Raw genomic sequence first — 25,304 nt, forward strand, 5'->3', positions numbered from 1 at the left:
CAAATGGCAGCAGTAATGGTCGGCCAGTTCCACGCCCGTGACGCCGAAGGCCGTATCTACCCCGTGCACGAGTTCCAGGAGTCCACCCTCCAGGCAGACGGCAGCGCACTGGGTGCCCCGATCACCACCTACCGCCTGGCGATCGGCGATCGCGTCAACCACTTGGGTGAAAACCGCTTCGAACTGGCACAGACCGGCGTCGAGATCATTCGCATTCCTTGATGCAGTCGACCGTGTATCGGCCGCTCTCATTCTGCAGGCCATGCACATCAGCGACGAACCCCGGGAAATCGCTGTTGAACGCCCGGGCAAACGCCAGGTAGTCGAGGATCGAGCGGGTTGCTTCGGTAAACCGCTCGCCTGGCATGATCAGCGCGATCCCCGGTGGGTACGGCACCAGCATCACTGCTGCCACACGACCCAGCAAGGCCTCTATCGGCACTGCCTCTACCTCTGCGCGCACCATCTGGTCATAAGCCCGCGCCGGGCTTACGGCCACCTCCGGCAACCGCGTGAACAACCGCTTGAGCTGCTTGGCCGTGGCATTGGCGCGGTAGCAGTCATGCAGCTGGTCGCACAGGTCGCGCAGGCCCAGCCCCTGGTAACGAGCGGCATCGACCGCAACGATGCTCGGCAGGCAGCTACTCAGCGCTGTGTTGCCGTCGTAATGGCGTTTGAACTCCAGCAGCTCGGTGAGCAACGTGCTCCACTTGCCCTTGGTGATTCCCATCGAGAACAGCACCAGGAAGCTGTACAGACCGGTCTTCTCCACCACCAGCCCGCGCTCCCAAAGAAACTTGCTGACCACCGCCGCCGGAATACCGTGCTCGCCCAATACGCCGTCCGCGCTCAGCCCGGGCATCACCAAGGTCACCTTCAGCGGGTCGAGCAGCACATAGTCGTCCGCCACGTCGCCAAAACCATGCCACTCGGCGCCCGGTTGCAGCAGCCAGTCCTGCGCCGACAGGCGCTGGATGCCCTCTGCCGCTGGCGGCTGCCAGATGCTGAACCACCAGTCTTCGGCGGCGATGTGCTCACGCAGATTGGCCAGCGCACGGCGGAAACTCAAGGCTTCGTCGAACATCTCCTGCAGCAGCGAGTGGCCGGCCGGACCCTCCATCATGGCCGAAGCCACATCCAGCGAGGCGAGCATGCTGTATTGCGGCGAGGTGGAGATATGCATCATGAACGCTTCGTTGAAGCGGTCGCGATCCAGCTGACGCTGGGCACCATCTTGCACGTGAATCATCGAGGCCTGGCTGAAGGCGGCCAGCAGCTTGTGAGTGGAATGGGTACTGAACACCAGCGGGCTGCCCTCGCCGCACACAGTACCCATGGCGTAGCGGCCCTCGAAGAATGTGTGAAACGCCGCATAGGCGAACCAGGCCTCGTCGAAATGCAGCACCTCGACGCTGGCGCCCAGTGCCAGCTTGATCAACCCGGCGTTGTAACACAGCCCGTCGTAGGTGGAGTTGGTCACCACCGCCAGCTTGATCCGCGGCTCACGCCCCTTGGCCAGGGGATTGGCCAGCACCTTGGCCTTGATCGACTCGGGGCTGAACTCGCTGAGCGGTATCGGGCCAATGATGCCCAGCTCGTTGCGTTCGGGGCACAGGTAGAGGGGGATGGCGCCGGTCATGATGATGGCGTGGACCACCGACTTGTGGCAGTTGCGGTCCACCAGCACGAGGTCATCGCGGCCGACCATCGCGTGCCAGACAATCTTGTTGGCGGTGGAAGTGCCATTGATGACGAAGAACGTGTGGTCGGCACCAAAGTTGCGCGCGGCACGCGCCTCGGCCTCGGCCAAGGGGCCAGTGTGGTCGAGCAGCGAGCCCAGCTCCGGCACCGACACGGACAAGTCCGAGCGCAGGGTATTTTCGCCGAAGAATTGGTGGAATGCCTGGCCTACCGGGCTCTTGCGGTAGGCCACGCCGCCGCCGTGGCCGGGGGTGTGCCAAGAATAGTTGGATTGTGCGGTGTGCTGCACCAGGGCCTTGAAGAACGGCGGCAGCAGGCCATCAAGATAGTTGTGTGCGGCACGCGCCACCTGACGGGCGAGAAACGGCACAGTGTCTTCGAACAGGTAGAGAATGCCGCGCAGCTGGTTGAGTTCGCTCATGGCCTCGGCCGGCGCGTTTTCCAGGGTGACCTGTTCACCCAGGGCGAAGATCGGCAAGTCAGGCGCACGCAACCGGGCCAGGCGTATCAGCTCGGCCATGTTCTGCAGCAAGTGGGTATTGTCGCCGACGCCCTCGGCGGCGATCAGCATGCAGGCCAGACCATGGTGGGTGGTGGCGACCAGCCGCGCTTCGGTGTGATCGGCAGCCTTGATGATGGCGAAACCGTCCTGGCTCAGTTCCTCGGCGATGCCGCGGATGCGCTCGCCGGCAACGCTGTCGGCTTTGACCGCACGGTGGACGATGAGGATCGGGAACTTGAGGTCCTTGTACATCCGGCAACTACCTCCGCAGGACTTGGTGTCCTATTGAGGGTAGTAGGCCTTGTGCTGTCTGTGCCGGCCTGTTAGCTGGCAGGTGCCTCGGTCAGCGTCTGCCACAGCGAAGGCCCGCCCGCCGACTTGGCCACCGCCGCCAGCCGTTCGGCGTGGGCTTCCAGTTCTGCGGCATTGGCCATGATCACCCGCCCCGGTGCCCGCCCGACGATGCGGCGAATCTCGCTGCCGCCAGCGCCCTGCCCATCACCGTCACTGTCGGCGCCGTGCCCGGCCAGCGACAGGCTGGTCTGGCCGCCGGTCATCGCCAGATAGACGTCGGCCAGCAATTCGGCGTCGAGCAATGCGCCGTGCAATTCACGGCCGGAGTTGTCGATGTCGTAGCGTTTGCACAACGCATCGAGGCTGTTGCGCTGCCCTGGGTGGCGGGCACGGGCCAACAGCAGGGTGTCGAGGACGGTGCAATGGTTGGCGATGTCGGCGCGGTCGCTCTGCCCCAGCAGCGCGAACTCGTTGTTGATGAAACCGACGTCGAACGCGGCGTTGTGGATGACCAGCGTGGCGCCCTGGATGAATTCGAAGAACTCTTCGGCCACATCGGCGAAGCGCGGTTTGCCCACCAGGAACGCATCGGTGATGCCGTGGACGTTGATCGCGCCCTCGTCACTTTCGCGGTCGGGCTGCAGGTAGACGTGGAAGTGACGCCCGGTCAGGCGCCGGCCAATGACCTCGACACAGCCGATCTCGATGATGCGGTGGCCTTCAGTGACCGGCATACCGGTGGTTTCGGTATCGAGAATGACCAGGCGGTTATCTTGCTGCTGCTCCACGCGGGGCGCTCCAACTTGCATCAGTTACAAAGGCGGCGATTGTACCGCAGCTCAACGCTTGGCGCGCACTTCCTCGACGCCACGGTTGGCCAGCTGGTCGGCGCGTTCGTTGCCGGGGTGGCCGATATGCCCGCGCACCCACTTCCAGGTGACCTTGTGGCGGTTGACCTGCTCGTCGAGCAGTTGCCACAGGTCGGCGTTCTTCACCGGTTCCTTGGCCGCCGTCTTCCAGCCGCGCTTCTTCCAGTTGGCCATCCACTCGTTGATGCCCTTCATCACATACTGCGAGTCGGTGGTCAGCACCACTTCGCACTCACGCTTGAGCGCCATCAGCCCCTGGATCGCGGCCATCAGTTCCATGCGATTGTTGGTGGTTTCGCGTTCGCCGCCCCACAGTTCCTTTTCGACGCCCTTGAAGACCAGCAGGACGCCCCAGCCACCTGGGCCAGGGTTGCCCTTGCAGGCGCCATCGGTATACATCTCGACGCTATCGCTCATGTACCACTCATGTTCAGTGCTTTTCGGTATCCGGCCTGGCGGCGGTGCGGTTGACCTTGGCCAGTGGCAGCGGCAGCAGCTTGCCCATCGGTTCGCGGCGCACCTGGCGCAACGGCCTCAGGCCAACCACCATCTTGCGCGCCACCAGCAGGTAGACCCCGCCGCCGACACTCTGCCAGCCTCCCGCCATCCGTTCCCAGCCTGCCAGGCGTTGCTGCCAGGCCGGCGAAGTGAGCGGCGGACGATAGCACCCGAAGCGGCGTTTCTCCAGCGCGAAGCCCAGCAGGTTGAGCCAGTCGCCGACCCGTGACGGCGAGATGCAGCGGGCCTTGCGCAGGGCACCCTGGCTGAAGAAATGGCGCAGGCCCCAACCGCTCCAGGGGTTGATGCCGACAATGAGCAGGTGCCCACCGGGACGCACCGCACTGGCCGCCTCGCGCAGCAGGCCGTGGGGCGAAAGGCTGAAATCCAGCCCATGTTGCAGCACCACCACGTCGGCGGCGTGCTCGCCCAATGGCCAGGCCTGCTCCTCGCAGACGATCTCTACCCCCGGCAACGGCGCGCCAAGGCGCACGTTGCGCTGCACCTGCGGCGCGCTGGGCGGCGCCTCGGCACAAGGGCCATAGTGCACGAGGTAGCCACCGAAGAAGCGCCCGAGCTCTTCTTCCAGCAGTTTTTCCTCTTCCTTCAGCATCAGCTGGCCGAGTGGGCCGTTGAACCACTCACGGGCCAGGCTGATCAGTTCGACCCATTCCGGGTCGGCCTGAGCAAAGGCTTGGTCGGTCATTGCGCTCTCCCTCGAAGGTTCCCGCACCGCGCCATCGTGGCTAAGATGCCCTCATGTGCCACCCATGGCGATACGGATCCGCACCATGATACAGATCGACGCTCTCCCCGCTTTCTCCGACAACTACATCTGGTTGTTACAGGATACTGCCAAACGCCGCTGCGCGGTGGTCGACCCGGGTGATGCCGGCCCGGTGGAAGCCTGGCTGGCAACCAACCCCGGCTGGACGCTGGACACCATCATGGTGACCCACCACCACCACGACCATGTCGGGGGTGTCGAACGCCTCAAGCAACAGACCGGTGCCCGCGTCTGCGGCCCGGCCCACGAGCAGATCCCCGGCCGCGACCTGGCGCTGGACGAGGGCGACCAGGTCAGCGTCCTGGGCGTGGCCTTCCGGGTTCTGGCCGTGCCCGGCCACACCCTGGGGCATATCGCCTACTTCAGTGACCAGCCAGCGACACCCCTTCTGTTCTGTGGCGACACCTTGTTCGCCGCCGGTTGCGGGCGCATGTTCGAAGGCACTCCGGAGCAGATGCAGCCTGCCCTCGCCCGCCTGGCAGCGCTGCCGGAGCAGACCGAAGTCTACTGTGCCCATGAATACACCCTCAGCAACCTGCGCTTCGCCAAGGCGGTGGAACCTGCCAATCCCCACGTTCTGCAGCGTTTCGAAGACGTTACCCGGTTGCGCGCCGAAAATCGCATCAGCCTGCCTTCAACGATCGGCCTCGAGCGCCTGACCAACCCATTCCTGCGTACTGCTGAAACATTAGTTAAACAAAAAGCAGACGAATGGAAGGGACATTCAAACGACTCGCAGGTCACTGTTTTTGCTGCCTTGAGGTCTTGGAAGGACCGCTTCTGATAACCTCAAGATATATCGCAGAGGGTTCGCAACGGTTGACCCAGGCGGGAGCGGTTTCTAGAATCGCCGAAATTTTTCGCTCGGAAACCTGTGTCAGCCGATGTCTTCACGTAGCCGCAGAACCGCTCATTCAGTCGCCCTGACGCGCCTGGCCCAAATCAGTGCGCTGGCGCTGGCCGCCACACTGGTGGGTTGCCAGAGTACCCGTCAGCTCGATGAAGCCGACAGCGTTCGCGCGCACAACTACCAGGCCCGGATCAAGCACAAGCCCTCGCCGCTGGCGGTCAAGCCTGCCGAACCGCCGCAGGATGTGTGGGAGCGCATGCGTCAGGGTTTCGCCCTGCAGGACAACATCGACGTCAACCCGCGCATCGAGCAGCAACGCCTGTGGTTCGCCAGCAACCCCACGTTCCTCGAGAGCGCCGGCGAGCGTGGCAGCCTGTACCTGCACTACATCGTCGAACGCCTCGAAGAACGCGACATGCCGCTGGAGCTTGCGCTGCTGCCGGCCATCGAGAGCGCCTACAACCCAATGGCCTACTCGCGCGCCAGTGCAGCGGGCATGTGGCAGTTCATGCCTGCCACCGGTCGCCATTTCAACCTGCGCCAGACCAACTTCTATGACGGCCGTCGCGACATCACCGCGTCGACCAACGCCGCGCTGGACTACCTGACCCGTCTGCACGACATGTTCAATGGCGACTGGCTGCTGGCACTGGCGGCCTACAACGCCGGCGAAGGCACCGTCAGCCGCGCCATCGAGCGCAACGAGAAGCTTGGCCTGCCCACCGATTACTGGAACCTGCCATTACCGCAGGAAACCCGTGACTACGTGCCCAAGCTGCTGGCACTGTCGCAGGTGGTCTCCACACCTGAAGCCTATGGCGTGAACCTTACGCCGATCGCCAACGAGCCCTACTTCGAAGCCGTGGCGATCAACGACCGCCTCGACCTGTCGCGGGTCGCCGCCTTCGCCAACATCGACGAAGACGAACTGATCCAGCTCAACCCGGCCTTCAAGAAACGCATGACCGTCGATGGCCCCAAGCAGCTGCTGGTTCCGACCGCCAAGGCGCAACTGCTCAGCGACAGCCTGTCCAACCTCAAGCCCGAGCAGCTGGTCAGCCTGCAACCGAACAAGGCCGTGTTCGCCGCCGCCGTGGCCGAAGCCAACGCACCTGCCGCGCGCAGCTACCGGGTCAAGCGTGGCGACAGCCTGAGCAGCATCGCCAAGGCCAATCGCGTTGCGGTCAAGGACATCCAGCGCTGGAACAAATTGCCGGGCAACCGTGTGAAAGCCGGCCAGGTCCTGGCCCTGCGCGGCGGCAGCGCCCCGAGCGCTGCGGGCAACCGCGTGGCAGCCTCGGGGCAGCGCTCCACCCAGTACAAGGTGCGCAAGGGTGATTCGCTGTATCTTGTAGCCAAACGTTTCAATGTCGAGATGCAGCACCTCAAGCGCTGGAACCCACGCAGCGGGCATGCACTCAAGCCAGGCCAGACGCTGACCGTCTACCTGTCCCATTAAGGCGAGGCTGGGGCTGCCGTGCAGCCCATTCGCGGGTAAACCCGCTCCCACAGGTGCAGCGCAGGATTCGAAGCCAGTGCAATATCTGGAGGAGCGGGTCTACTCGCGAATGTACCTGAAAAAAAGCCCACGGTAATTCCCCTACTCCTTCTCTTTTTCCATACCCGGCAAGCTGTTACTGTACCCCGACCAAAGCCCAACGCCTCTGGATCGGATGCCGACTTGATACGTCCCCTCCTGCTGTCACTCAGCCTGGCCTTGAGCTTCCCCGCCGTCGCGATGGTGAGCGAAAGCCACGGATACGCGCAGTTCGGCACGCTCAAGTACCCAGCCACATTCACCCACTTCGACTGGGTTAACCCGCAAGCGCCCAAGGGCGGCACCTTGCGGGCCATGGCATTCGGCACCTTCGATACGCTCAACCCCTATACCTTCAAGGGCACCAGCCCGGTCACCACGCCGAACTTCCTGCAATACGGCGTCAGCGAGCTGAACGAAACGCTGATGGTCGGCACCGGCCAGTACGACCCGTCCGGTGACGAGCCCACCTCCAGCTATGGCCTGATCGCCCGCTCGGTGGAGTACAGCGAGGACCGCAGCTGGGTGGTGTTCAACCTGCGCCCGGAAGCACGCTGGCATGACGGCGCGCCGATCACCGCAGCCGACGTGGCCTTCTCGTACCGCACCCTGCTCAAGCAAGGCCACCCGATCTACCGCACCAACCTGCAGGAAGTGCAGCGGGTCGATATCCTCGGCCCGCTGCGCATCCGCTTCGTCTTCAAGCGTGCCGGCAACCCGCTGTTGATTCTGCGCCTGGGTGAGATGCCGGTATTGCCCAGGCACTACTGGCAAAAGCGTGACTTCGAGGCCACGACCTTTGAGCCGCCGCTGGGCAGCGGGCCCTATCGCATCACCCAGGTCGAGCCTGGCCGCCGCCTGGTGTTCGAGCGGGTGAAGAACTACTGGGGCAAGGACTTGGCGGTAAACCGCGGCAAGTACAACTTCAACCACGTCGAATTCGAGTTCTACCGCGATGCCACCGTGGCCTTCGAAGCATTCAAGGCCGGTGAGTTCGACATCTATATCGAGCACCAGGCCAAGAACTGGGCCAACGGTTACAACTTCCCGGCTGTGCGCCGTGGCGAAGTGATCAAGGCGCAGATCCCGCACCGCATCCCCACCCAGACCCAAGGCCTGTTCATGAACAGCCGCCGGGCTGCCTTCAGCGACCCCAGGGTGCGCCAGGCTCTGGGCCTGATGCTCGACTTCGAGTGGACCAACCGTGCGCTGTTCAGCAGCGCCTACCGCCGCGCCACCAGCTACTACCCCAATAGCGAGTTCGCGGCCAGCGGCGTACCCACCGGTAAGGAATGGCTGCTGCTGGCGCCGTTCCGCGACCAGTTGCCCGACAAGCTGTTCACCCAGCCCTTTCAGGTCAGCCACACCGATGGGCGCGGCATCGGTCGCCAGACATTGCGCCAGGCCTTGGGCCTGCTGAACCAGGCCGGCTGGAAGCTCGACGGCCAGCGCCTGGTCAACGCCAAGGGCCAGCCATTGCGCATGGAACTGCTGCTGGTGAACCCGAGCCTCGAACGCATCCTGCAACCCTATGTCGAAAACCTGGCCAGCATCGGCATCGAGGCGCGCTTGCGCACCGTGGACCGTGCCCAGTACAAACAACGCCTGGACCAGTTCGACTTCGACATGATCCTGATGACCCTGAACCAGACCTTGAGCCCGGGCCTTGAACAGTGGCTGTACTTCCATTCCAGCCAGGCCTCGACCAAGGGCAGCAAGAACTATGCGGGGGTCAAGGACCCGGTGGTCGACCACCTGCTCGACACCCTGCTGGCAGCGCCCACCCGGGATGACCAGGTCGCCGCCGCCCGCGCCTTGGACCGCGTGCTGTCATGGCAGTACTACATGATTCCCAACTGGTACCTCGACAATCACCGCCTGGCCTACCGTAACCGGTTCGCCTTCGTCACCACGCCGCCCTATACCCTCGGGCTGAATACCTGGTGGCTAAAGTCTTCGGAGAAAGCCCAATGAAGCCGACGCATCGCCTGGCCTGCAGCCTGCTGTTCGCCTGCCTGAGCCTGCCCGCGCTGGCGGCGCCGCAACACGCGCTGACCCTCTACGACGAGCCGCCGAAATACCCGGCCGACTTCAAGCACTTCGACTACGTCAACCCCGACGCGCCCAAAGGCGGCACCTTCCGCCAGTCCAGCTTCGGTGGCTTCGACAGCCTCAACCCGTTCATCAACAAAGGCGTGTCAGCCGAAAACATCAGCATCATCTACGACACCCTGATGCGTCAGAGCCAGGACGAGCCGTTCACCGAGTACGGCCTGGTCGCCGGCAAGATCGAGAAAGCCCCGGACAATAGCTGGGTGCGTTTCTACCTGCGCCCCGAAGCGCGCTTCCACGATGGCCACCCGATGCGCGCCGAGGATGTGGTGTTCACCTTCAATGCCCTGATCAAGGATGGCGCCCCTCTCTACCGCCAATACTACGGCGACGTCGCCGAAGTGGTTGCCGAAGACCCGCTGCGGGTGCTGTTCAGGTTCAAGCACAACAACAACCGCGAGCTGCCGTTGATCCTCGGCCAGCTGCCAGTGCTGCCCAAGCACTGGTACGAAAACCGCGAATTCAACCGCGGCAACCTGGAAATCCCGCTGGGCAGCGGGCCGTACAAGGTTGCCGAGGTCAAGGCCGGGCGCAGCATCCGTTACGAGCGGGTAAAGGACTACTGGGCCAAGGACCTGCCGATCAACCGCGGTTTCTATAACTTCGACGCCATGACTTTCGACGCCTACCGCGACACCGCCGTCGCCCTGGAAGCATTGAAAGCCGGTGCCTTCGACTATGCCCTGGAAGTCAGCGCAAAAAACTGGGCCAGCGCCTACAACGTGCCGGCCGTTCGTGAAGGCCGCCTGATCAAGGAAGAGCTGCCCAACGGTAACCCCACCGGGATGCAGGGCTTCGTCTTCAACATCCGTCGCCCGCTGTTCCAGGACGTGCGCGTGCGCGAGGCGCTGAGCCAGTTGCTGGACTACGAATGGACCAACAAGCAGTTGTTCAACGGCGCCTACACCCGCACCGGCAGCTTCTTCGAGAACTCGGAAATGGCTGCCCGCGGCCTGCCCAGCGCCAATGAGCTGAAGATCCTCGAGCCGCTGCGCGGCAAGGTTCCTGATCAGGTCTTCAGCGAGGCCTTCCACAACCCGGTCAGCGATGGCAGCGGCATGATCCGCGAGCAACAGCGCAAGGCCTACAAGCTGTTGCAGGAAGCCGGCTGGAAGATCGTCGACGACAAGATGGTCGACGCCCAGGGCAAGCCGGTGGTGATCGAGTTCCTGCTCGCGCAGACCGAGTTCGAGCGCATCCTGCTGCCATTCAAGCGTAACCTTGCCGACCTGGGCATCGACCTCAACATTCGCCGCGTCGATGTCTCGCAGTACATCACCCGCCTGCGCTCGCGTGACTACGACATGATCGTCAGCGGCTTCGCGCAGTCCAACTCGCCGGGCAACGAGCAGCGCGAATACTGGAGCAGCAGCGCCGCCGACAACCCGGGCAGCCGCAACTTCATCGGCCTGCGCGACCCGGCCATCGACCAACTGGTGGAACAGCTGATCAACGCCGATTCGCGCCAGAGCCTGATCGACCATTGCCGGGCGCTGGACCGCGTGTTGCTGTGGGGTTACTACGTGATCCCCAACTGGCACATCAAGACCTGGCGCGTGGCCTACTGGAACCACATCGGCCATCCCAAGGTTTCGCCCAAGTACGACGTCGGCATCGACACCTGGTGGATCAAGCCCAACGTCACCCCTGCCGTGGGCGAAACCCCTGCAGACGAGGCCAACTGACATGCTGGCCTATATCCTGCGTCGCCTGCTGCTGATCATTCCGACCCTGTTCGGCATCCTCATCATCAACTTCATCATCGTCCAGGCTGCCCCCGGCGGCCCGGTGGAACAGATGATCGCCAAGCTCGAAGGCTTCGAGGGCGCCACCAGCCGCATTGCCGGCGGCGGCGCCGAGGTCTCGGTGGCCGGTTCCAACTACCGCGGCGCCCAGGGCCTGGACCCGACGCTGATCGCCGAAATCGAGCACATGTATGGCTTCGACAAATCGGCGCCCGAACGCTTGTGGATCATGATCAAGAACTACGCCACGCTGGACTTCGGTGACAGCTTCTTCCGCGACGCCAAGGTCATCGACCTGATCGCCGAGAAGATGCCGGTGTCGATCTCGCTGGGGCTGTGGAGCACGCTGATCATGTACCTGGTGTCGATTCCGCTGGGCATCGCCAAGGCGGTACGCCACGGCAGCCACTTCGACGTCTGGACCAGCTCGGCGATCATCGTCGGCTACGCCATCCCTGCGTTCCTGTTCGCCATCCTGCTGATCGTGCTGTTCGCCGGCGGCAGCTATTTCGACTGGTTCCCGCTGCGCGGCCTGACCTCAAACAATTTCGACGAGCTGTCCACCACCGGCAAGGTGCTCGACTACTTCTGGCACCTGGTGTTGCCGATCACCGCCCTGGTGATTGGCAACTTCGCCACCATGACCTTGCTGACCAAGAACAGCTTCCTCGACGAGATCAACAAGCAGTACGTGGTCACCGCCAAGGCCAAGGGCCTGAGCCGGCCACGCGTGCTGTACGGGCATGTGTTCCGCAACGCCATGCTGCTGGTGATCGCCGGCTTCCCATCGGCATTCATTGGCATCTTCTTCACTGGCTCTCTGCTGATCGAGGTGATCTTCAGCCTCGATGGCCTGGGCCTGATGAGTTTCGAAGCGGCGATCAACCGCGACTACCCGGTGGTCTTCGGCACCCTGTTCATCTTCACCCTGCTCGGGTTGGTGGTGAAACTGATCGGCGACCTGACCTATACCCTGGTCGATCCACGCATCGACTTTGCCAGCCGGGAGCACTGACATGGCCCTGTCCCCCCTCAACCGCCGGCGCTTCGAGCGCTTCAAGGCCAACCGCCGAGGCTGGTGGTCGCTGTGGCTTTTCCTGATCCTGTTCGGCCTGAGCCTGGGTGCCGAGCTGATCGCCAACGACAAACCGATTGCCGTGCGCTATGAAGGCTCGTGGTACTTCCCGGCGTTCAAGCGCTACCCGGAAACCACCTTTGGCGGTGAATTCCCGCTGGAGGCCAACTACAAGAGCCCGTACATCCGCGACCTGCTGCAGAAGAAGGACAGCCTGGTGGTCTGGGCGCCGATCCCGTTCAGTTACCAGAGCATCAACTACGACCTGCGCGTACCGGCCCCGGCGCCACCCTCGGCCGACAACTGGCTGGGCACCGACGACCAGGGCCGCGACGTGCTGGCGCGGGTGATCTACGGCTTCCGCGTGTCGGTGCTGTTCGCCATCACGCTGACGGTGTTGAGTTCCATCGTCGGCGTCATTGCCGGTGCCCTGCAGGGCTTCTACGGCGGCTGGGTCGACCTGGCCGGGCAGCGCTTCCTGGAAATCTGGTCCGGCCTGCCAGTGCTGTACCTGTTGATCATCCTCGCCAGCTTCGTGCAGCCCAACTTCTGGTGGTTGCTGGGCATCATGCTGTTGTTCTCGTGGATGAGCCTGGTGGACGTGGTACGTGCCGAGTTCCTGCGTGGGCGCAACCTGGAATACGTGCGCGCGGCCCGCGCCCTGGGGATGCGCAACGGCGCGATCATGTATCGGCACATCCTGCCCAACGCGATGATCTCGACCATGACCTTCATGCCGTTCATCCTCACTGGTGCCATCGGCACCCTGACCGCGCTGGACTTCCTCGGCTTCGGCCTGCCCCCTGGCGCGCCGTCGCTGGGTGAATTGGTGGCGCAAGGCAAGTCCAACCTGCAAGCCCCGTGGCTTGGCATCAGCGCCTTTGCCGTGCTGGCGATCATGCTCAGCCTGCTGGTGTTCATCGGCGAATCCGCCCGCGATGCCTTCGACCCGAGGAAGTGAAATGAGCGAACAGAACCTGATCGAAGTGCGTGACCTGGCCGTGGAATTCGTCACCGGCGAACACGTCAACCGAGTGGTCGACGGCATCAGCTTCGACATCCGCAAGGGCGAGACCTTGGCCTTGGTCGGCGAAAGCGGCTCGGGCAAATCCGTCACCGCACACTCGATTCTGCGGCTGCTGCCCTACCCACTGGCGCGCCACCCCAGTGGCAGCATCCACTATGAGGGCAAAGACCTGCTGCAGCAGAACGAAAAGGCCCTGCAGCGCATTCGCGGCAACCGCATCGCGATGATCTTCCAGGAGCCGATGACCTCGCTGAACCCGTTGCACTGCATCGAGAAACAGATCAATGAAATCCTCCTGCTGCACAAGGGCCTGACTGGCAAGCAAGCCACTGCGCGAACCCTGGAGCTGCTGGAAATGGTCGGCATCCCCGAACCGCGCAAGCGCCTGAAGGCCCTGCCCCATGAGCTGTCCGGCGGCCAGCGCCAGCGGGTAATGATCGCCATGGCCCTGGCCAACGAGCCCGAGCTGTTGATCGCCGATGAGCCGACCACGGCGCTGGATGTGACCGTGCAGTTGAAGATCCTCGACCTGCTGAAAAAGCTGCAGGCGAAGTTAGGCATGGCCCTGCTGCTGATCAGTCACGACCTCAACCTGGTGCGCCGCATCGCCCACCGTGTGTGCGTGATGCAGCGCGGGCAGATCGTCGAACAGGCCGAGTGCACCACGCTGTTCAGCGCACCGCAGCATCACTACACGCAGATGCTGATCAACGCCGAGCCCAGCGGGTTGCCGGCGCATAACCCGGTAGGGGCGCCGCTGCTGGAGGTGAATGACCTGAAGGTGTGGTTCCCGATCAAGAAGGGGTTGCTGCGCAAGACGGTGGACCATGTGAAGGCGGTGGACGGCATCAACTTCAGCTTGCCCCAGGGGCAGACGCTGGGCATAGTCGGCGAGTCCGGGTCGGGCAAATCGACACTGGGCCTGGCGATTCTGCGGTTGATCTCCAGCCAGGGTGGGATCCGCTTTCATGGGCAACAGCTCGAAGGGATGAACCAGAAGCAAGTGCGGCCGCTGCGGCGGGAAATGCAGGTGGTGTTTCAGGACCCCTTCGGCAGCCTGAGCCCGCGCATGTGCGTGGCGGATATCGTTGGCGAGGGCTTGCGGATACACAAGATCGGCACGCCGGCGGAACAGGAGGCAGCGATCATTGCGGCGCTGGAGGAAGTGGGGCTGGACCCGCGCACCCGCCATCGCTACCCGCATGAGTTTTCCGGTGGCCAGCGCCAGCGCATCGCCATTGCCCGGGCGTTGGTGCTGAAGCCGGCACTGATTCTGCTGGATGAACCGACCTCGGCGCTCGACCGCACGGTGCAGCGGCAGGTGGTGGAGTTGCTGCGCAATCTGCAGGCAAAGTACAACCTGACGTACCTGTTCATCAGCCATGACCTTGCAGTGGTGAAAGCGCTGAGCCACCAGTTGATGGTGATCAAGCATGGGCATGTGGTGGAGCAAGGGGAAGCGCGGGAGATCTTCCACGCGCCGCAACATGTTTATACGAAACAATTGTTGGAGGCAGCGTTTTTAGGGGATGTCTGAAGGCGTAGATCCGGGATGGCATTGCTGCGGACGGGCCTCTTCGCGGGCATGCCCGCTCCCGCAGGGATATCCATTAGCCTGAAGGCTTGCGCAGTACCTGTGGGAGCGGGTTAACCCGCGAACACCGGCAAAGCCGGTGCCATCCACCGCATCGCCTTCTTCGCGGGCTTGCCCGCTCCCACACGGAACCGCGTAGGCCCGGATTATCAGAAATCGATGGTGCCAGAGAACTTGACCAGACGCGGATCACCCTGGGTCAGGTAGCCACCGTTGGCCGAAGCCCAGTAGTTCTTGTCGGTCAGGTTCTCGACGTTGACCCGCAGGGTCAGGTCCTTCTCCGCCACTTTCAGCTTGTAGCGTGCGCCGGCATCGAAGCGGTTCCAGGTCGGCAGGCTGACGTTGTTCGCCGCATCGACGAACTGGCCACCGGTGCGCAGCATCCGCGCATTGAGCGCCAACCCCGGCACGCCCGGCACATCCCAGTCGACGCTGGCATTGAGCTGGAAGGTCGGCACGCCGATGGCGTGGTTGCCATCGTTGGTGCCATTGGCGGTGTTCTTCTGCTCCGAAGTCATACGCGTGCCACCGGCCATCAGGCGCAGGCCTTCGACGGGCTCGCCGAACAGGCTCAGTTCCAGGCCCTTGTTCACCTGTTCGCCATCGCGGATGAAGACGTCGTTCAAGGTGTAGCCGTCTGACGGTTTCTCGATACGGAACACGGCCAGGTTCGCGCCATAGGTCAGGCGGTCGAACTTGATGCCGGCCTCGAGCTGCTTGGTGCGGCCAGGCGGGAACATCTCGTTGGCGTTCGATACATTGCTCGGCGCTGTCGCGCCCTGGGCCAGGCCTTCGATGCGGTTGGCGTACAACGAGATACTGTCAGTGGCTTTGAACACGATGCCGTACACCGGTGTGGTGATCGACTTGTCGTAAGGGTCGCCGTTACGGCTGCCATCCGCGCTCGGGAGCCTGGAGGTGCCGTCATAGAAGTAGTTTTCCACGCGCAATTGCTGGCGACGCAAGCCGTAGGTCAGCAGCAGGCGGTCGTCGAACAGGCCGACCGTGTCGGAAATCGCAATGCTGCGCGCACGCGTCTTGCCGGTCACACCCGGGTCGCCCATGTCACCGCCCCAGCTGGTGACGTTGCCAGGTTTTGGCCGCTGCACCGTGTCGTAGATGTTGGTGCTGATCGGCAAGTAGAAGGTGTAGGCGTTTGCGGCCTGGGTCCACATCGTGTTGGCGCCCACGGCGATCTGGTGGCTGATCGGGCCGGTCTGCACGCGACCATTCAGGCCAGTACTGAAGCTGGTGTTGTCCTCAACATGAACGATATCGGAGGGGGTCATGGTGGCCGCGCCACTGTTGCCGACCAGCACCGGGGTGCCATAGGTGCCGTGCTCGCGGCTGTGGCGGGCACCGCCGGCAAGGTAGGCGGTCCAGCTGTCGTTCGGTCCCATTCGCCACGGGCCATGCCGAAGGTGTCCTCCGATTCGCTGTAGCTCCAGCTCTGCCCGTAGTTGTGGTCGGCATCTGGCGCGGTCGGGGCCTTGGTCGTGGTACCGCCCAGGCGCACCGAGTTGCGCAAGTGGTTGATGCGCTGCTTCTGGTATCCGATGTCGGTCGATACGCGGAAGTTGTCACCGCGGTAGTCCAGGCCTGCGGTGAACAGTTTGGTGCGCTGGTCCTGGTCGTCGATGGCGGTTTCACCTTCGCGCTGGCTGAGGTTCAGCCGGGCGCCGAAGCGGTTGTCTTCACCAAAACGCTGGCCAATATCCAGGTGCTCGCCGATACGGCCATCAGCACTGATGTCCTGGGTGTAGCGCCGGGTCGGCTCATCGCCCGCACGCTTGGGCTGCAGGTTGACGTTGCCGCCAAGGCCGGTGCCGGTCGGGCTCACGCCGTTGAGAAAGGCATTGGGCCCCTTGAACACTTCGACCCGCTCGACACCGTCAGTTGACATGATCTGACGCGGCAGGATGCCGTACAGGCCGTTGAAGGAAATGTCGTCCCCCGCCAGCGGCAGGCCGCGGATGATGAAGACCTTGGACTGGTTGCCGAAGCCGAACGACTCGCGCACCGAAGGGTCGTTGGCCAATACGTCGCCGATGTCCTCAGCCTGCTGGTCTTCGATCAGCTTGGAGGTATAGCTGGTCATGGTGAACGGCACATCCATGTAGTCCTGGTTGCCCAACACACCCATCTGGCCACCGCGGGCGACCTGGCCGCCAGCGAACGCCTCGGGCAACGCGCCGGGTTGGGCTTTCAAGGCATCGGCATTGACGTCCGTCGCTTCCAGCTGGATCGGCTCGGCAGCTTGCGCCATCAGGGTTAAGGAACAGCAAATCGCCAACAATGTTGGGCGTGACGGAAAACGGGACGACATGGTGTAAGTCCTGATGGCATTGGATTGAGAAGACAAGAGCAAATGGTAATGCTTCCCAAATTCAAACATCAACCCTAGCTACAAGGCAAAGCGCCATCATCTATCAAAAATTCTGATCACGATCATCTTTCATCATCAGCCATATCGGGAATAGATTCGCTTCCGTCAACCCCGGCAACAACGGTAGAGCTCATGTCCAGCCCACAAAAAAAACCCGCCTCCCCTGCCCTCGACACGCTGATCCAGCGCTCCGCCCTGCCCAGCCCTGCGCTTAGCGAAGCTCAGGCGCATGCGCTGCTGCGGACGCATTACGGCCTGGATGGCGACTTGACGGCGCTGGGCAGCCAGCAGGACCTGAACTTGCGCGTGGACGCCGCGCAAGGCCGCTTCGTGCTCAAGGCCTGTCACGGCAGCTACGCCGAGGTCGAACTGCAGGCGCAGCACGCCGCCCTCGCCTACCTGCGCGAGCAGGGCGTGCCGGTGCCCGCCGTGCAAGCGGCACAAAATGGTGACACCTTGCTGGCAGTGGCCATCGACGGGCAACCCCTGCGGGTACGCTTGCTCGACTACATTGACGGCCAGCCAGTGACGCGCCTCAAGCACATGCCGGCGCGCCTGATGGCTGAACTGGGCAGGCTGTGCGCACGGCTCGACAAGGCCTTGATCGACTTCGACCATCCGGGCCTGGAGCGTACCCTGCAATGGGACCCGCAGCATGCCCAGGCGCTGATCACGCACCTGCTGCCGGTACTGCACGACCCCACGCAACGCGCCCGCATCGAACAGGCCACGCGCCTGGCCAGCGAGCGCCTCGCGCCCTTGGCAGAGCGGCTGCCAACCCAGGCCGTGCACCTGGACATCACCGACGACAACACCGTGTGGGCCCGCGACGACCAGCGCCAATGGCAACTGCAAGGTGTCATCGACTTCGGCGACCTGTCGCGCACCTGGCGCATCGCCGACCTCTCGGTGACCTGCGCTGCACTGCTGCACCATGCCGAAGGCGACCCGCTGCGCATCCTGCCGGCAGTCAGCGCCTACCAGGCCCTCAACCCGCTGACCGAAGCAGAACTGCGCGCCCTGTGGCCGCTGGTGCTGAACCGTGCGGCGGTGCTGGTGCTGAGTAGCGCGCAGCAACTGGCGGTGGACCCGGACAATCACTACACCCGTGACAACGTCGCCCATGAATGGGAAATCTTCGATACCGCTACGGCCGTGCCATTCGCCTTGATGGAGGCGGCCATTCTCCAGGCGGCCGGCCTGCCAGTCGACGCAGCCGCGCTGACTGGCTGTGCGCCACTGCTACCGGAGTTGGCCGGGCTGGCGGTCAAGCGCGTCGACCTGGGTGTGCTCAGCGCGCATTGCGAAGCCGGCAACTGGGAACAGCCGGGCTTCGACCAGCACCTGCTGAGCGCACAACCGGCGCCAGCCTGCAGCCTGCATGGCCAGTACCGGCTGTCACAGACCCATATCGATCGCCCCGAAGAACCGGCAACCTGCGCGCTGGGCGTAGAGCTGCATGTGCCCAATGGCAGTGCGGTCCAGGCGCCCGACGCGGGCATCTGGCACGGTGACGGCGACGGTCGCGGCTGCCTGCGCACGCCCCACTGGGCCTTGTGGTTGCAAGGCCTGGAAGATGCCCCGGCCGATGGCCAGGCGTTGGCAAAAGGGCAATCCCTGGGCAGCAGCTGCGGCTACCTCAGTGTCCAGCTGTGCCTGGACACCCGCACCCAGCCGCCATTCTTCGCCACACCGTCCCAGGCTGCCGCCTGGCTGGCCCTGTGCCCGTCGCCTGCCGCGCTGCTGGGCTTTGACTGCGATGCCGAACCGTTGCCCGACCCGCAGGCCCTGCTGGCCCGTCGCGACGCCAGCTTCGCCCGCTCGCAGAAGCACTACTACACACAGCCGCCGCAGATCGAACGCGGCTGGCGCAACTACCTGATCGACCTGCAGGGCCGGTCATACCTGGACATGCTCAACAACGTCGCCGTGCTGGGCCACGGCCACCCGCGCATGGTCGCCGAATCGGCGCGCCAGTGGTCACTGCTCAACACCAACTCACGCTTCCATTATGCCGCCATCACCGAGTTCTCCGAGCGCCTGCTCGCCCTCGCGCCCGAAGGCTTCGACCGGGTGTTCATGGTCAACAGCGGCACCGAGGCCAACGACCTGGCGATCCGCCTGGCCTGGGCCTACAGCGGTGGCCGTGACCTGCTCAGCGTGCTGGAGGCCTACCACGGCTGGTCGGTGGCCACCGATGCCATTTCCACCTCCATCGCCGACAACCCGCAGGCCCTGGAAACCCGCCCGGACTGGGTGCACCCGGTGGAGGCACCGAACACCTTCCGCGGCCGCTTCCGCGGTGCCGACACGGCCGCCGATTACCTGCGCGACGTCGACACCAAGCTGGCCGACCTCGATGCCCGCGGGCGCCAGCTGGCCGGCATCATCTGCGAGCCGGTGTACGGCAACGCCGGGGGGATTTCGCTGCCGGCCGGTTACCTGCGCGAGGCGTATGCCAAGGTCCGTGCCCGCGGCGGCGTGTGCATCGCCGACGAGGTGCAGGTCGGTTACGGCCGCCTGGGCGAGTACTTCTGGGGCTTCGAGGAACAGGGCGTGGTGCCTGACATCATCACCATGGCCAAGGGCATGGGCAACGGCCAGCCGCTGGGGGTAGTGATCACCCGCCGCGAGATCGCCGAGGCCCTGGAGGCCGAGGGTTACTTCTTCTCCTCGGCCGGTGGCAGCCCGGTCAGCTGCCGCATCGGCATGGCGGTGCTGGACGTGATGCAGGAGGAAGGCCTGTGGGACAACGCTCGCGACACCGGGCGCTATTTCAAGGCGCGCCTGCAGGCACTGGTCGACAAACACCCGCTGGCTGGCGCGGCACATGGCTCGGGCTTCTACCTGGGGCTGGAGCTGGTGCGCGACCGCGCGACCCTGGAGCCGGCCACCGAGGAAACCATGCTGCTGTGCGACCGCCTGCGCGAACTGGGAATTTTCATGCAGCCGACCGGCGACTACCTGAACATCCTCAAGATCAAGCCGCCGATGTGCACCACCCGGGCCAGCGTCGACTACTTCGTCGACAGCATTGACCGGGTGCTTGGCGAAGGCCTGTAGGGGCAGGTGAGGGTTGGAAGTGTTGGGCGCGAGAGCTTCAGCGCCTGTGAGATCGAGCGCCGCCCGCGATGCGCCGCGCGGGCGGCGCTCGATCTCACAGGCGCTGAACCTCTCAAGGCCAGCCTCTAGCAGCCCTGACACATCCTCCATTAATCTTCATCACCAAGTTCTCCCATCCCCAGGTTCAATCACCATGGCCTTCAGCAGCGACTCCCTGGCAATTTTCCTCGCAGTGCTGGAAGCGGGTTCGTTCTCTGCCGCCGCGCGCAAACTGGGGCGGGTGCCGTCGGCCGTGAGCATGGCCATCGCGCAACTGGAGGCAGAGCTGGACTTGGCCCTGTTCGACCGCGCTACACGTAAAGCCCTGCCTACCAGTGCTGCCTTGGCGCTGGAGCCGCAAGCCAGGCAGGTCATCTGCCAGCTCAACCTGCTCGACGCCCAGGCCCTGCAGTTGCACCAAGGGCTGGAAAAGCGCCTGAGCATCGCCATGGCCCCGGAGCTGCAGACCGGCCGCTGGAGCCAGCCGCTGGAAACCCTGGCGAAGGAATTTCCCAGCCTGGAGATCGAAGTGCGCTCGGCGACCCAGACCGAAGCGGTGCGCTTGCTGCATGAAGGCAGCGTGCAACTGGCGCTGGTGTTCGAACGCCCGGGGATCGATGAGCGCGAGTCCTTTCTCGAAGCGGGCAGCCAGTTGCTGGTGGCTGTCGCTTCACCGCGTCATCCGGCTGGCAGCAACAGTGGCACGCCGCTGCCTGAAGAAGCGTTTGCCGAACAGCGGCAGATCATCGTGGCTTCGGGCAAGGCCACCGGCTCGGACCCGCGCATGGTGCTGTCGCGGCGGATATGGTTGACCGACAGCTACCTGGCAACGCTCGACCTGGTGCAGTCCGGCCTGGGCTGGGCCTACTTGCCGCAGCCGCTGGTGGAGCCCCTGATTGCCTCGGGTGCGCTGGCCGAGGTGCGGTTTGACAACATGGCCAGCCGCTTGCGGCTGTGGGTGGACATCATCTGGCTGAAGCCGCGGCCGTTGGGCCTGGGTGCCAGGCGCTATCTGGAGGTCATGCGCCAGCTGTTCGAAAAGGAACCCCCCAGGGCCTGAAACACACGATCCTTGTGGGAGCGGGCGTGCCCGCGAAGCAAGCACCGCGGAGTATGGCACCGGCTTTGCCGGTGTTCGCGGGCATGCCCGCTCCCACAGGGTTCACATCAGGTCTGAGGTGCCACCAGCCGATAACCCACCCCCGCTTCGGTAATGATAAAGCGTGGCGCCGTCGGGTCATCGCCGAGCTTCTGCCGCAAATGCCCCACCACGATCCGCAGGTAATGGGTGTGGTCGACATGGGTCGGCCCCCAGATGTCCTTGAGCAATTGCTGCTGGGTAATCACCCGGCCCGGATGCCCGGCCAGTTGCGCCAGCAGGGCATACTCCTTGCGCGTCAGCGCGATCTCCACTCCCTCCAGGGTCACTTTGCGAAAGGCGAAATCCACCACCAGCGGCCCGAAGCTTGCCGTCACTTCGCTACCACCGGACTGCGGCACCTGACGCAACAACGCGCGCACCCGGGCCAGGAATTCCTGAATGCCGAAAGGCTTGGTCACGTAGTCATTGGCGCCGCCATCCAGCGCGTCGACCTTCTGCACCTCACTGGCCCGCACCGACAGCACCAGCACCGGCACCGCGCTCCACTCGCGCAACTCGCGCAGCACCTGCTGGCCGTCCATGTCGGGCAGGCCCAGGTCGAGCACCACCAGGTCGGGCTTGGCCAGCGCGGCCTGGGCCAGGCCTTCGCTGCCGGTGGCGGCTTCGATCACCTTGTAGCCTTGGGAACTGAGGCTGATGCGCAGGAACTTGCGGATCTGTGGTTCATCGTCGATGACCAACAGGGTGGCGGACTGGCTCATGGGGTTTCGCTTTCGGCTTCTGGTTGCTGGGGCAGCGGCAAGCATAGAGTGATGCAGGTGCCGTGGCCATCGATGCCTTCACCGACCAGGATCTGCCCGCCGTGAGCACCGATCATGCCCTGGCAGATCGCCAGCCCCAGGCCGGTGCCCTGCCCGCCGCGATCGCCGCGGGCAGCGGTGTAGAACATATCGAAGATCTTTTCGCGTTCAGCCAGCGGGATGCCGGGGCCTTGGTCGCTGACGGCAAAGTGCAGCTGCTCACCGTGTACCGAGACCTGCAGGTCCAGGCGACCTTGTGCGGGCGAGAAGCGTGCGGCGTTTTCCAGCACGTTGATCAGCGCCTGCTCGATCAACGCCGCATGCACGAACAGCAGTGGCAGCTCGCCGGGCACCTCGGTATGTACCTGCAAGGGCGCCAGTACCGCGCGCAGGCGGTTGAGGGCGCTGCCGACAATGTCGGCCGGGGCCACCCAGTCGCGGGCCAGCTTGAGGCCACCGTGGCCGAGGCGGGTCATGTCCAGCAGGTTCTGGATGTAGCGGTCCAGGCGTTCGGCTTCGTTACGCGTGCCTTCGAGCAGCTCGCGGCGGTCTTCGACGGGGATCGCCTCACCCAGCGCCAGCAGGCTGTCGATGCTGCCGCGCATGGCGGTCAGCGGGGTGCGCAGGTCGTGGGACACCGAGGCGAGCAAGGCACTGCGCAGCTGTTCGGTTTCGCCGTGCAGGCGGGCGGCTTCAAGCTGTTCGGCCAGCCTGGCACGGGCCAGGGCCTGGGCCAGGGGTTGGCCGAGGGCCATCAGCAGGCGCCGACGCTGGGCACTCAACGGCTCGCCGGAACGCGGCCGCACACCGAGCAGCGCCAGGGGCTGATCGTCAACCGCCAGCGGCCACCACCACCAGCGCCCGTTGGGCAAGGTATCACTGCCGTGGCCAGCGGCCTGGCCATGCTGCCAGGCCCACTCGGCGGCGGCACGCTCGTTGTCGCTCAACGCCTGGGCTTCGCCGCTCGCCAGGTGCAGCAGCCCTTCGCTGTTGCGCTCCAGCAGGCACACCTGCACATCCTTCCAGCCATTGAGGTGGCGACCGGCAGCGTTGAACACCGCCTGGCGGTCGGTGGCCACGGTCAGTCGACGCGACAGGTCGAGCAGCTGGTTGGTCTGCGCCTGGGTTTCGCGCAGGGCCTGCAACTGGCTGCGCTGGCGGGCCGCGAGGTTGCCGGTGAGGGCTGCCATGAGCAGGAAGAACACTAGCGTCAGCACGTCTTCCTCGCGCTGGATGCTGAACGAGAAGTTCGGCGGAATGAACAGGAAGTCATAGGTCAGGAACGACAGCGCCGCGCAGGCCAGCGCCGGCCCCAGGCTGCTGCGCACCGCCACCAGCAGCACGGCGGCGAGGAACACCAGCGAGATGTTGGGCAACGCCAATACGCTCGACACGCCCCAGGCCAGGCCGGCTGCCAGCGCCGTGGCCAGCAGCGCCAGCAGGTAGTGGCGCCAGACCCAAACCCGGCTGACCGCCGTGCGCGCCGGCCGTGCCTGGCTGTCGCGGTCAAGCACGTTGATCTCCAGGCCGTGGCTTTCCCGCAGCAGTCGGGTGGCGACGCCGGCGCCGAACAGGCGCCTGCGCAGGCGGTCACGGGATTGCCCGACCAGCACCAGGCTGGCGCGACGCTCGGCGGCGTGCTGAATCAAGGTCCGCGCCACTTCGCCGGCACGCAGCAACACCACCTCGCCGCCCAGGCGCTCGGCCAGTTGCTGGGCCGCCTGCAGGCGCTGGCGGGCGGCTTCGTCACGCAGCCGGCCGTTGTCGACGTGCACCAGGCTCCACGGCAGGTGGCGGCGCTGGGCAACACGGCTGGCGTGGCGCACCAGGCGCTCGGCCTGCTCATCGCCATCGACGCCCACCAGCAGGCGCCCACGCAAGGCCGGCGCCGCTTCGCCGCGCAGGCGATAACCATGGGCAAGGTCGGCGTCGACCTGGGCGGCGGCGGTCTGCATGGCCAGCTCGCGCAGGGCGGTGAGGTTGGTTTGCGAGAAATAGGCGTCGATGGCGGCGCGTGCCTGCTCCGGCACGTACACCTTGCCCTCGCGCAGGCGTTCGAGCAGTTCGCGTGGCGGCAGGTCGATCAGCACCAGTTCGAAGGCTTCCTGCAGCACCCAGTCAGGCAGGGTTTCACGCACCTGTACGCCGGTAATGCCGCGGACTTTGTCATTGAGGCTTTCCAGGTGCTGGACATTGACCGTGGTGTACACGTCGATACCGGCGGCGAGCAGTTCCTGCACGTCCTGCCAGCGCTTGGCGTGGCGGCTGCCGGGGGCGTTGGTGTGGGCCAGTTCGTCGACCAGGGCCAAGGTCGGGGCAGCCTTGAGCAGGCCGTCCAGGTCCATTTCCTCGAGGGTGACGCCACGGTATTCGCTGCGCAGCAGGGGTTGCTGGAGCAGGCCGCCGAGCAGCGCTTCGGTTTCGCTGCGGCCGTGGGTTTCGACTACCCCGGCCAACACTTGCACGCCCTGGCGTTGCTGGGCGTGGGCGGCCTGGAGCATGGCGAAGGTCTTGCCCACGCCGGGGGCGGCGCCGAGGAAGACCTTGAGCCGGCCGCGACCGCTGTGTGGGAGGGTGGCCAACAGCGCGTCTGCGCGGGTGGAGTCACTCATGTTTCATCCTTCAGAATCTGCGCTATTGCGTATTACCTGGGGCTGCTCTGCAGGCCTTCGCGGGCTTGCCCGCTCCCACAGGGATCACCACAGCTTTCATGCCAGTGGTATCCCTGTGGGAGCGGGCAAGCCCGCGAAGGGCCGCAGCGCGGCCCCGGTCAAAGATGTTCCAGTGCCTGGTTCAGGGCCAGCACATTGACCACCGGTGGCCCGATCAATGGGTGGAGGGTGGCCTCTTCCAGCAAGGCTTGCAAGCGCTCTACCGGCACCTGCCGCGCTGCCGCTACCCGAGGAATCTGGTAGGCCACGGCTTGCGGTGGCAAGTGCGGGTCCAGACCGCTGCCCGAGGTGGTCAGCAACGCCTGCGGCACCGGCCCCAGCTGCGCCTGGTACAGCACCGCCGCATCGCCCTTGACCCGTTCGGCCAGCGCCGGGTTGCTCGGTGCCAGGTTGCTCGCGCCACTGGCGACGGTGGCAAAGGCACCGGCCGAAGGCCTTGAATGGAACCAGCCATCACCCTGGAAATCCTGGGCGATCAAGGCCGAACCCCGCACCTGCCCGTGCTCATCGCGCACCAGGCTGCCATTGGCCTGCTCGGGGAACGCCAGTTGCGCAACCCCGGTCACCGCCAGCGGGTAAAGGGCGCCGGTGACCACGGTCATCAGCAGGATCAGGCTCAGCGCCGGGCGTACGTAACGATTCATGATGGCC

17 protein-coding genes and 1 pseudogene are annotated in these 25,304 nt (G+C 64.6%); 10 read left to right on the top strand and 8 right to left on the bottom strand.

Annotation, left to right across the window (positions count from 1 at the left end):
- Positions 1-3: 3 nt before the first annotated feature.
- Positions 4-222 (top strand): hypothetical protein, encoded by a 219-nt coding sequence (locus tag CQW31_RS06515; protein WP_027919089.1) that lies wholly within the window; start codon positions 4-6, stop codon positions 220-222.
- Here CQW31_RS06515 and CQW31_RS06520 read toward each other — a convergent pair.
- The 4 genes from CQW31_RS06520 to CQW31_RS06535 all read right to left on the bottom strand — a co-directional run bounded on the left by CQW31_RS06520 (position 206) and on the right by CQW31_RS06535 (position 4,570).
- The gene (locus tag CQW31_RS06520) at positions 206-2,455 is read right to left on the bottom strand and encodes an Orn/Lys/Arg decarboxylase N-terminal domain-containing protein (protein ID WP_099814126.1); all 2,250 of its coding nucleotides are present in this window, start codon (positions 2,453-2,455) and stop codon (positions 206-208) included. The genes CQW31_RS06515 and CQW31_RS06520 overlap by 17 nt on opposite strands.
- 71 nt (positions 2,456-2,526) lie before the next feature.
- The gene (dnaQ, locus tag CQW31_RS06525) at positions 2,527-3,285 is read right to left on the bottom strand and encodes a DNA polymerase III subunit epsilon (protein WP_054884017.1); all 759 of its coding nucleotides are present in this window, start codon (positions 3,283-3,285) and stop codon (positions 2,527-2,529) included.
- A 51-nt stretch (positions 3,286-3,336) separates the two neighbouring features.
- Positions 3,337-3,783 carry a ribonuclease HI gene (gene rnhA, locus CQW31_RS06530; RefSeq protein ID WP_054884018.1) on the bottom strand — a complete coding sequence of 149 codons (447 nt, stop codon included), beginning with the start codon at positions 3,781-3,783 and terminating at the stop codon, positions 3,337-3,339.
- Between the two features lie 13 nt (positions 3,784-3,796).
- The gene (locus CQW31_RS06535; RefSeq protein ID WP_054884019.1) at positions 3,797-4,570 is read right to left on the bottom strand and encodes a class I SAM-dependent methyltransferase; all 774 of its coding nucleotides are present in this window, start codon (positions 4,568-4,570) and stop codon (positions 3,797-3,799) included.
- 85 nt (positions 4,571-4,655) lie between these two features.
- Here CQW31_RS06535 and gloB point away from each other — a divergent pair, with 85 nt between their 5' ends.
- The 7 genes from gloB to CQW31_RS06570 all read left to right on the top strand — a co-directional run bounded on the left by gloB (position 4,656) and on the right by CQW31_RS06570 (position 14,534).
- A complete protein-coding gene (gene gloB / locus CQW31_RS06540) occupies positions 4,656-5,435 on the top strand; it encodes a hydroxyacylglutathione hydrolase (RefSeq protein ID WP_099814127.1) in 780 nt (259 codons plus the stop codon).
- A 100-nt stretch (positions 5,436-5,535) separates the two neighbouring features.
- The gene (locus tag CQW31_RS06545; protein WP_054884021.1) at positions 5,536-6,960 is read left to right on the top strand and encodes a lytic transglycosylase domain-containing protein; all 1,425 of its coding nucleotides are present in this window, start codon (positions 5,536-5,538) and stop codon (positions 6,958-6,960) included.
- Positions 6,961-7,239: 279 nt separating this feature from the next.
- Positions 7,240-9,012 (top strand): extracellular solute-binding protein, encoded by a 1,773-nt coding sequence (locus CQW31_RS06550; protein ID WP_099814128.1) that lies wholly within the window; start codon positions 7,240-7,242, stop codon positions 9,010-9,012.
- A complete protein-coding gene (locus CQW31_RS06555; protein ID WP_054884023.1) occupies positions 9,009-10,835 on the top strand; it encodes an extracellular solute-binding protein in 1,827 nt (608 codons plus the stop codon). The genes CQW31_RS06550 and CQW31_RS06555 overlap by 4 nt, the downstream gene beginning before the upstream one ends.
- Before the next feature lies 1 nt (position 10,836).
- Positions 10,837-11,910 (top strand): microcin C ABC transporter permease YejB, encoded by a 1,074-nt coding sequence (locus tag CQW31_RS06560; protein ID WP_099814129.1) that lies wholly within the window; start codon positions 10,837-10,839, stop codon positions 11,908-11,910.
- Between the two features lies 1 nt (position 11,911).
- Positions 11,912-12,931, top strand: coding sequence for an ABC transporter permease (locus CQW31_RS06565; RefSeq protein ID WP_054884024.1), 1,020 nt, complete (start codon positions 11,912-11,914; stop codon positions 12,929-12,931).
- A 1-nt stretch (position 12,932) separates the two neighbouring features.
- A complete protein-coding gene (locus CQW31_RS06570; RefSeq protein WP_099814130.1) occupies positions 12,933-14,534 on the top strand; it encodes an ABC transporter ATP-binding protein in 1,602 nt (533 codons plus the stop codon).
- Positions 14,535-14,740: 206 nt separating this feature from the next.
- On the opposite strand, the pseudogene CQW31_RS06580 reads toward CQW31_RS06570, so the two are convergent.
- Positions 14,741-16,917, bottom strand: a pseudogene (locus CQW31_RS06580) (TonB-dependent receptor).
- Between the two features lie 192 nt (positions 16,918-17,109).
- On the opposite strand from CQW31_RS06580, the gene CQW31_RS06585 reads away from it, so the two are divergent.
- Positions 17,110-20,040, top strand: coding sequence for an aminotransferase (locus CQW31_RS06585; protein WP_099814131.1), 2,931 nt, complete (start codon positions 17,110-17,112; stop codon positions 20,038-20,040).
- Between the two features lie 193 nt (positions 20,041-20,233).
- A complete protein-coding gene (locus tag CQW31_RS06590; protein ID WP_054884028.1) occupies positions 20,234-21,139 on the top strand; it encodes a LysR family transcriptional regulator in 906 nt (301 codons plus the stop codon).
- A 107-nt stretch (positions 21,140-21,246) separates the two neighbouring features.
- Here the strand turns inward: CQW31_RS06590 and CQW31_RS06595 are convergent, their stop codons facing one another.
- From CQW31_RS06595 to kdpC, 3 genes are all read right to left on the bottom strand, one after another.
- On the bottom strand, positions 21,247-21,942 hold the full coding sequence (locus CQW31_RS06595) for a response regulator (protein WP_099814132.1): 696 nt from the start codon (positions 21,940-21,942) through the stop codon (positions 21,247-21,249).
- Positions 21,939-24,593 (bottom strand): sensor histidine kinase KdpD, encoded by a 2,655-nt coding sequence (locus CQW31_RS06600; protein ID WP_099814133.1) that lies wholly within the window; start codon positions 24,591-24,593, stop codon positions 21,939-21,941. The genes CQW31_RS06595 and CQW31_RS06600 overlap by 4 nt, the downstream gene beginning before the upstream one ends.
- 158 nt (positions 24,594-24,751) lie before the next feature.
- Complete coding sequence (gene kdpC / locus CQW31_RS06605) at positions 24,752-25,297, bottom strand: potassium-transporting ATPase subunit KdpC (protein WP_054884031.1); 546 nt, start codon at positions 25,295-25,297, stop codon at positions 24,752-24,754.
- Positions 25,298-25,304: the final 7 nt, after the last annotated feature.

Source organism: Pseudomonas sp. 382, from assembly GCF_002759075.1.
Taxonomy (GTDB): domain Bacteria; phylum Pseudomonadota; class Gammaproteobacteria; order Pseudomonadales; family Pseudomonadaceae; genus Aquipseudomonas; species Aquipseudomonas vlassakiae.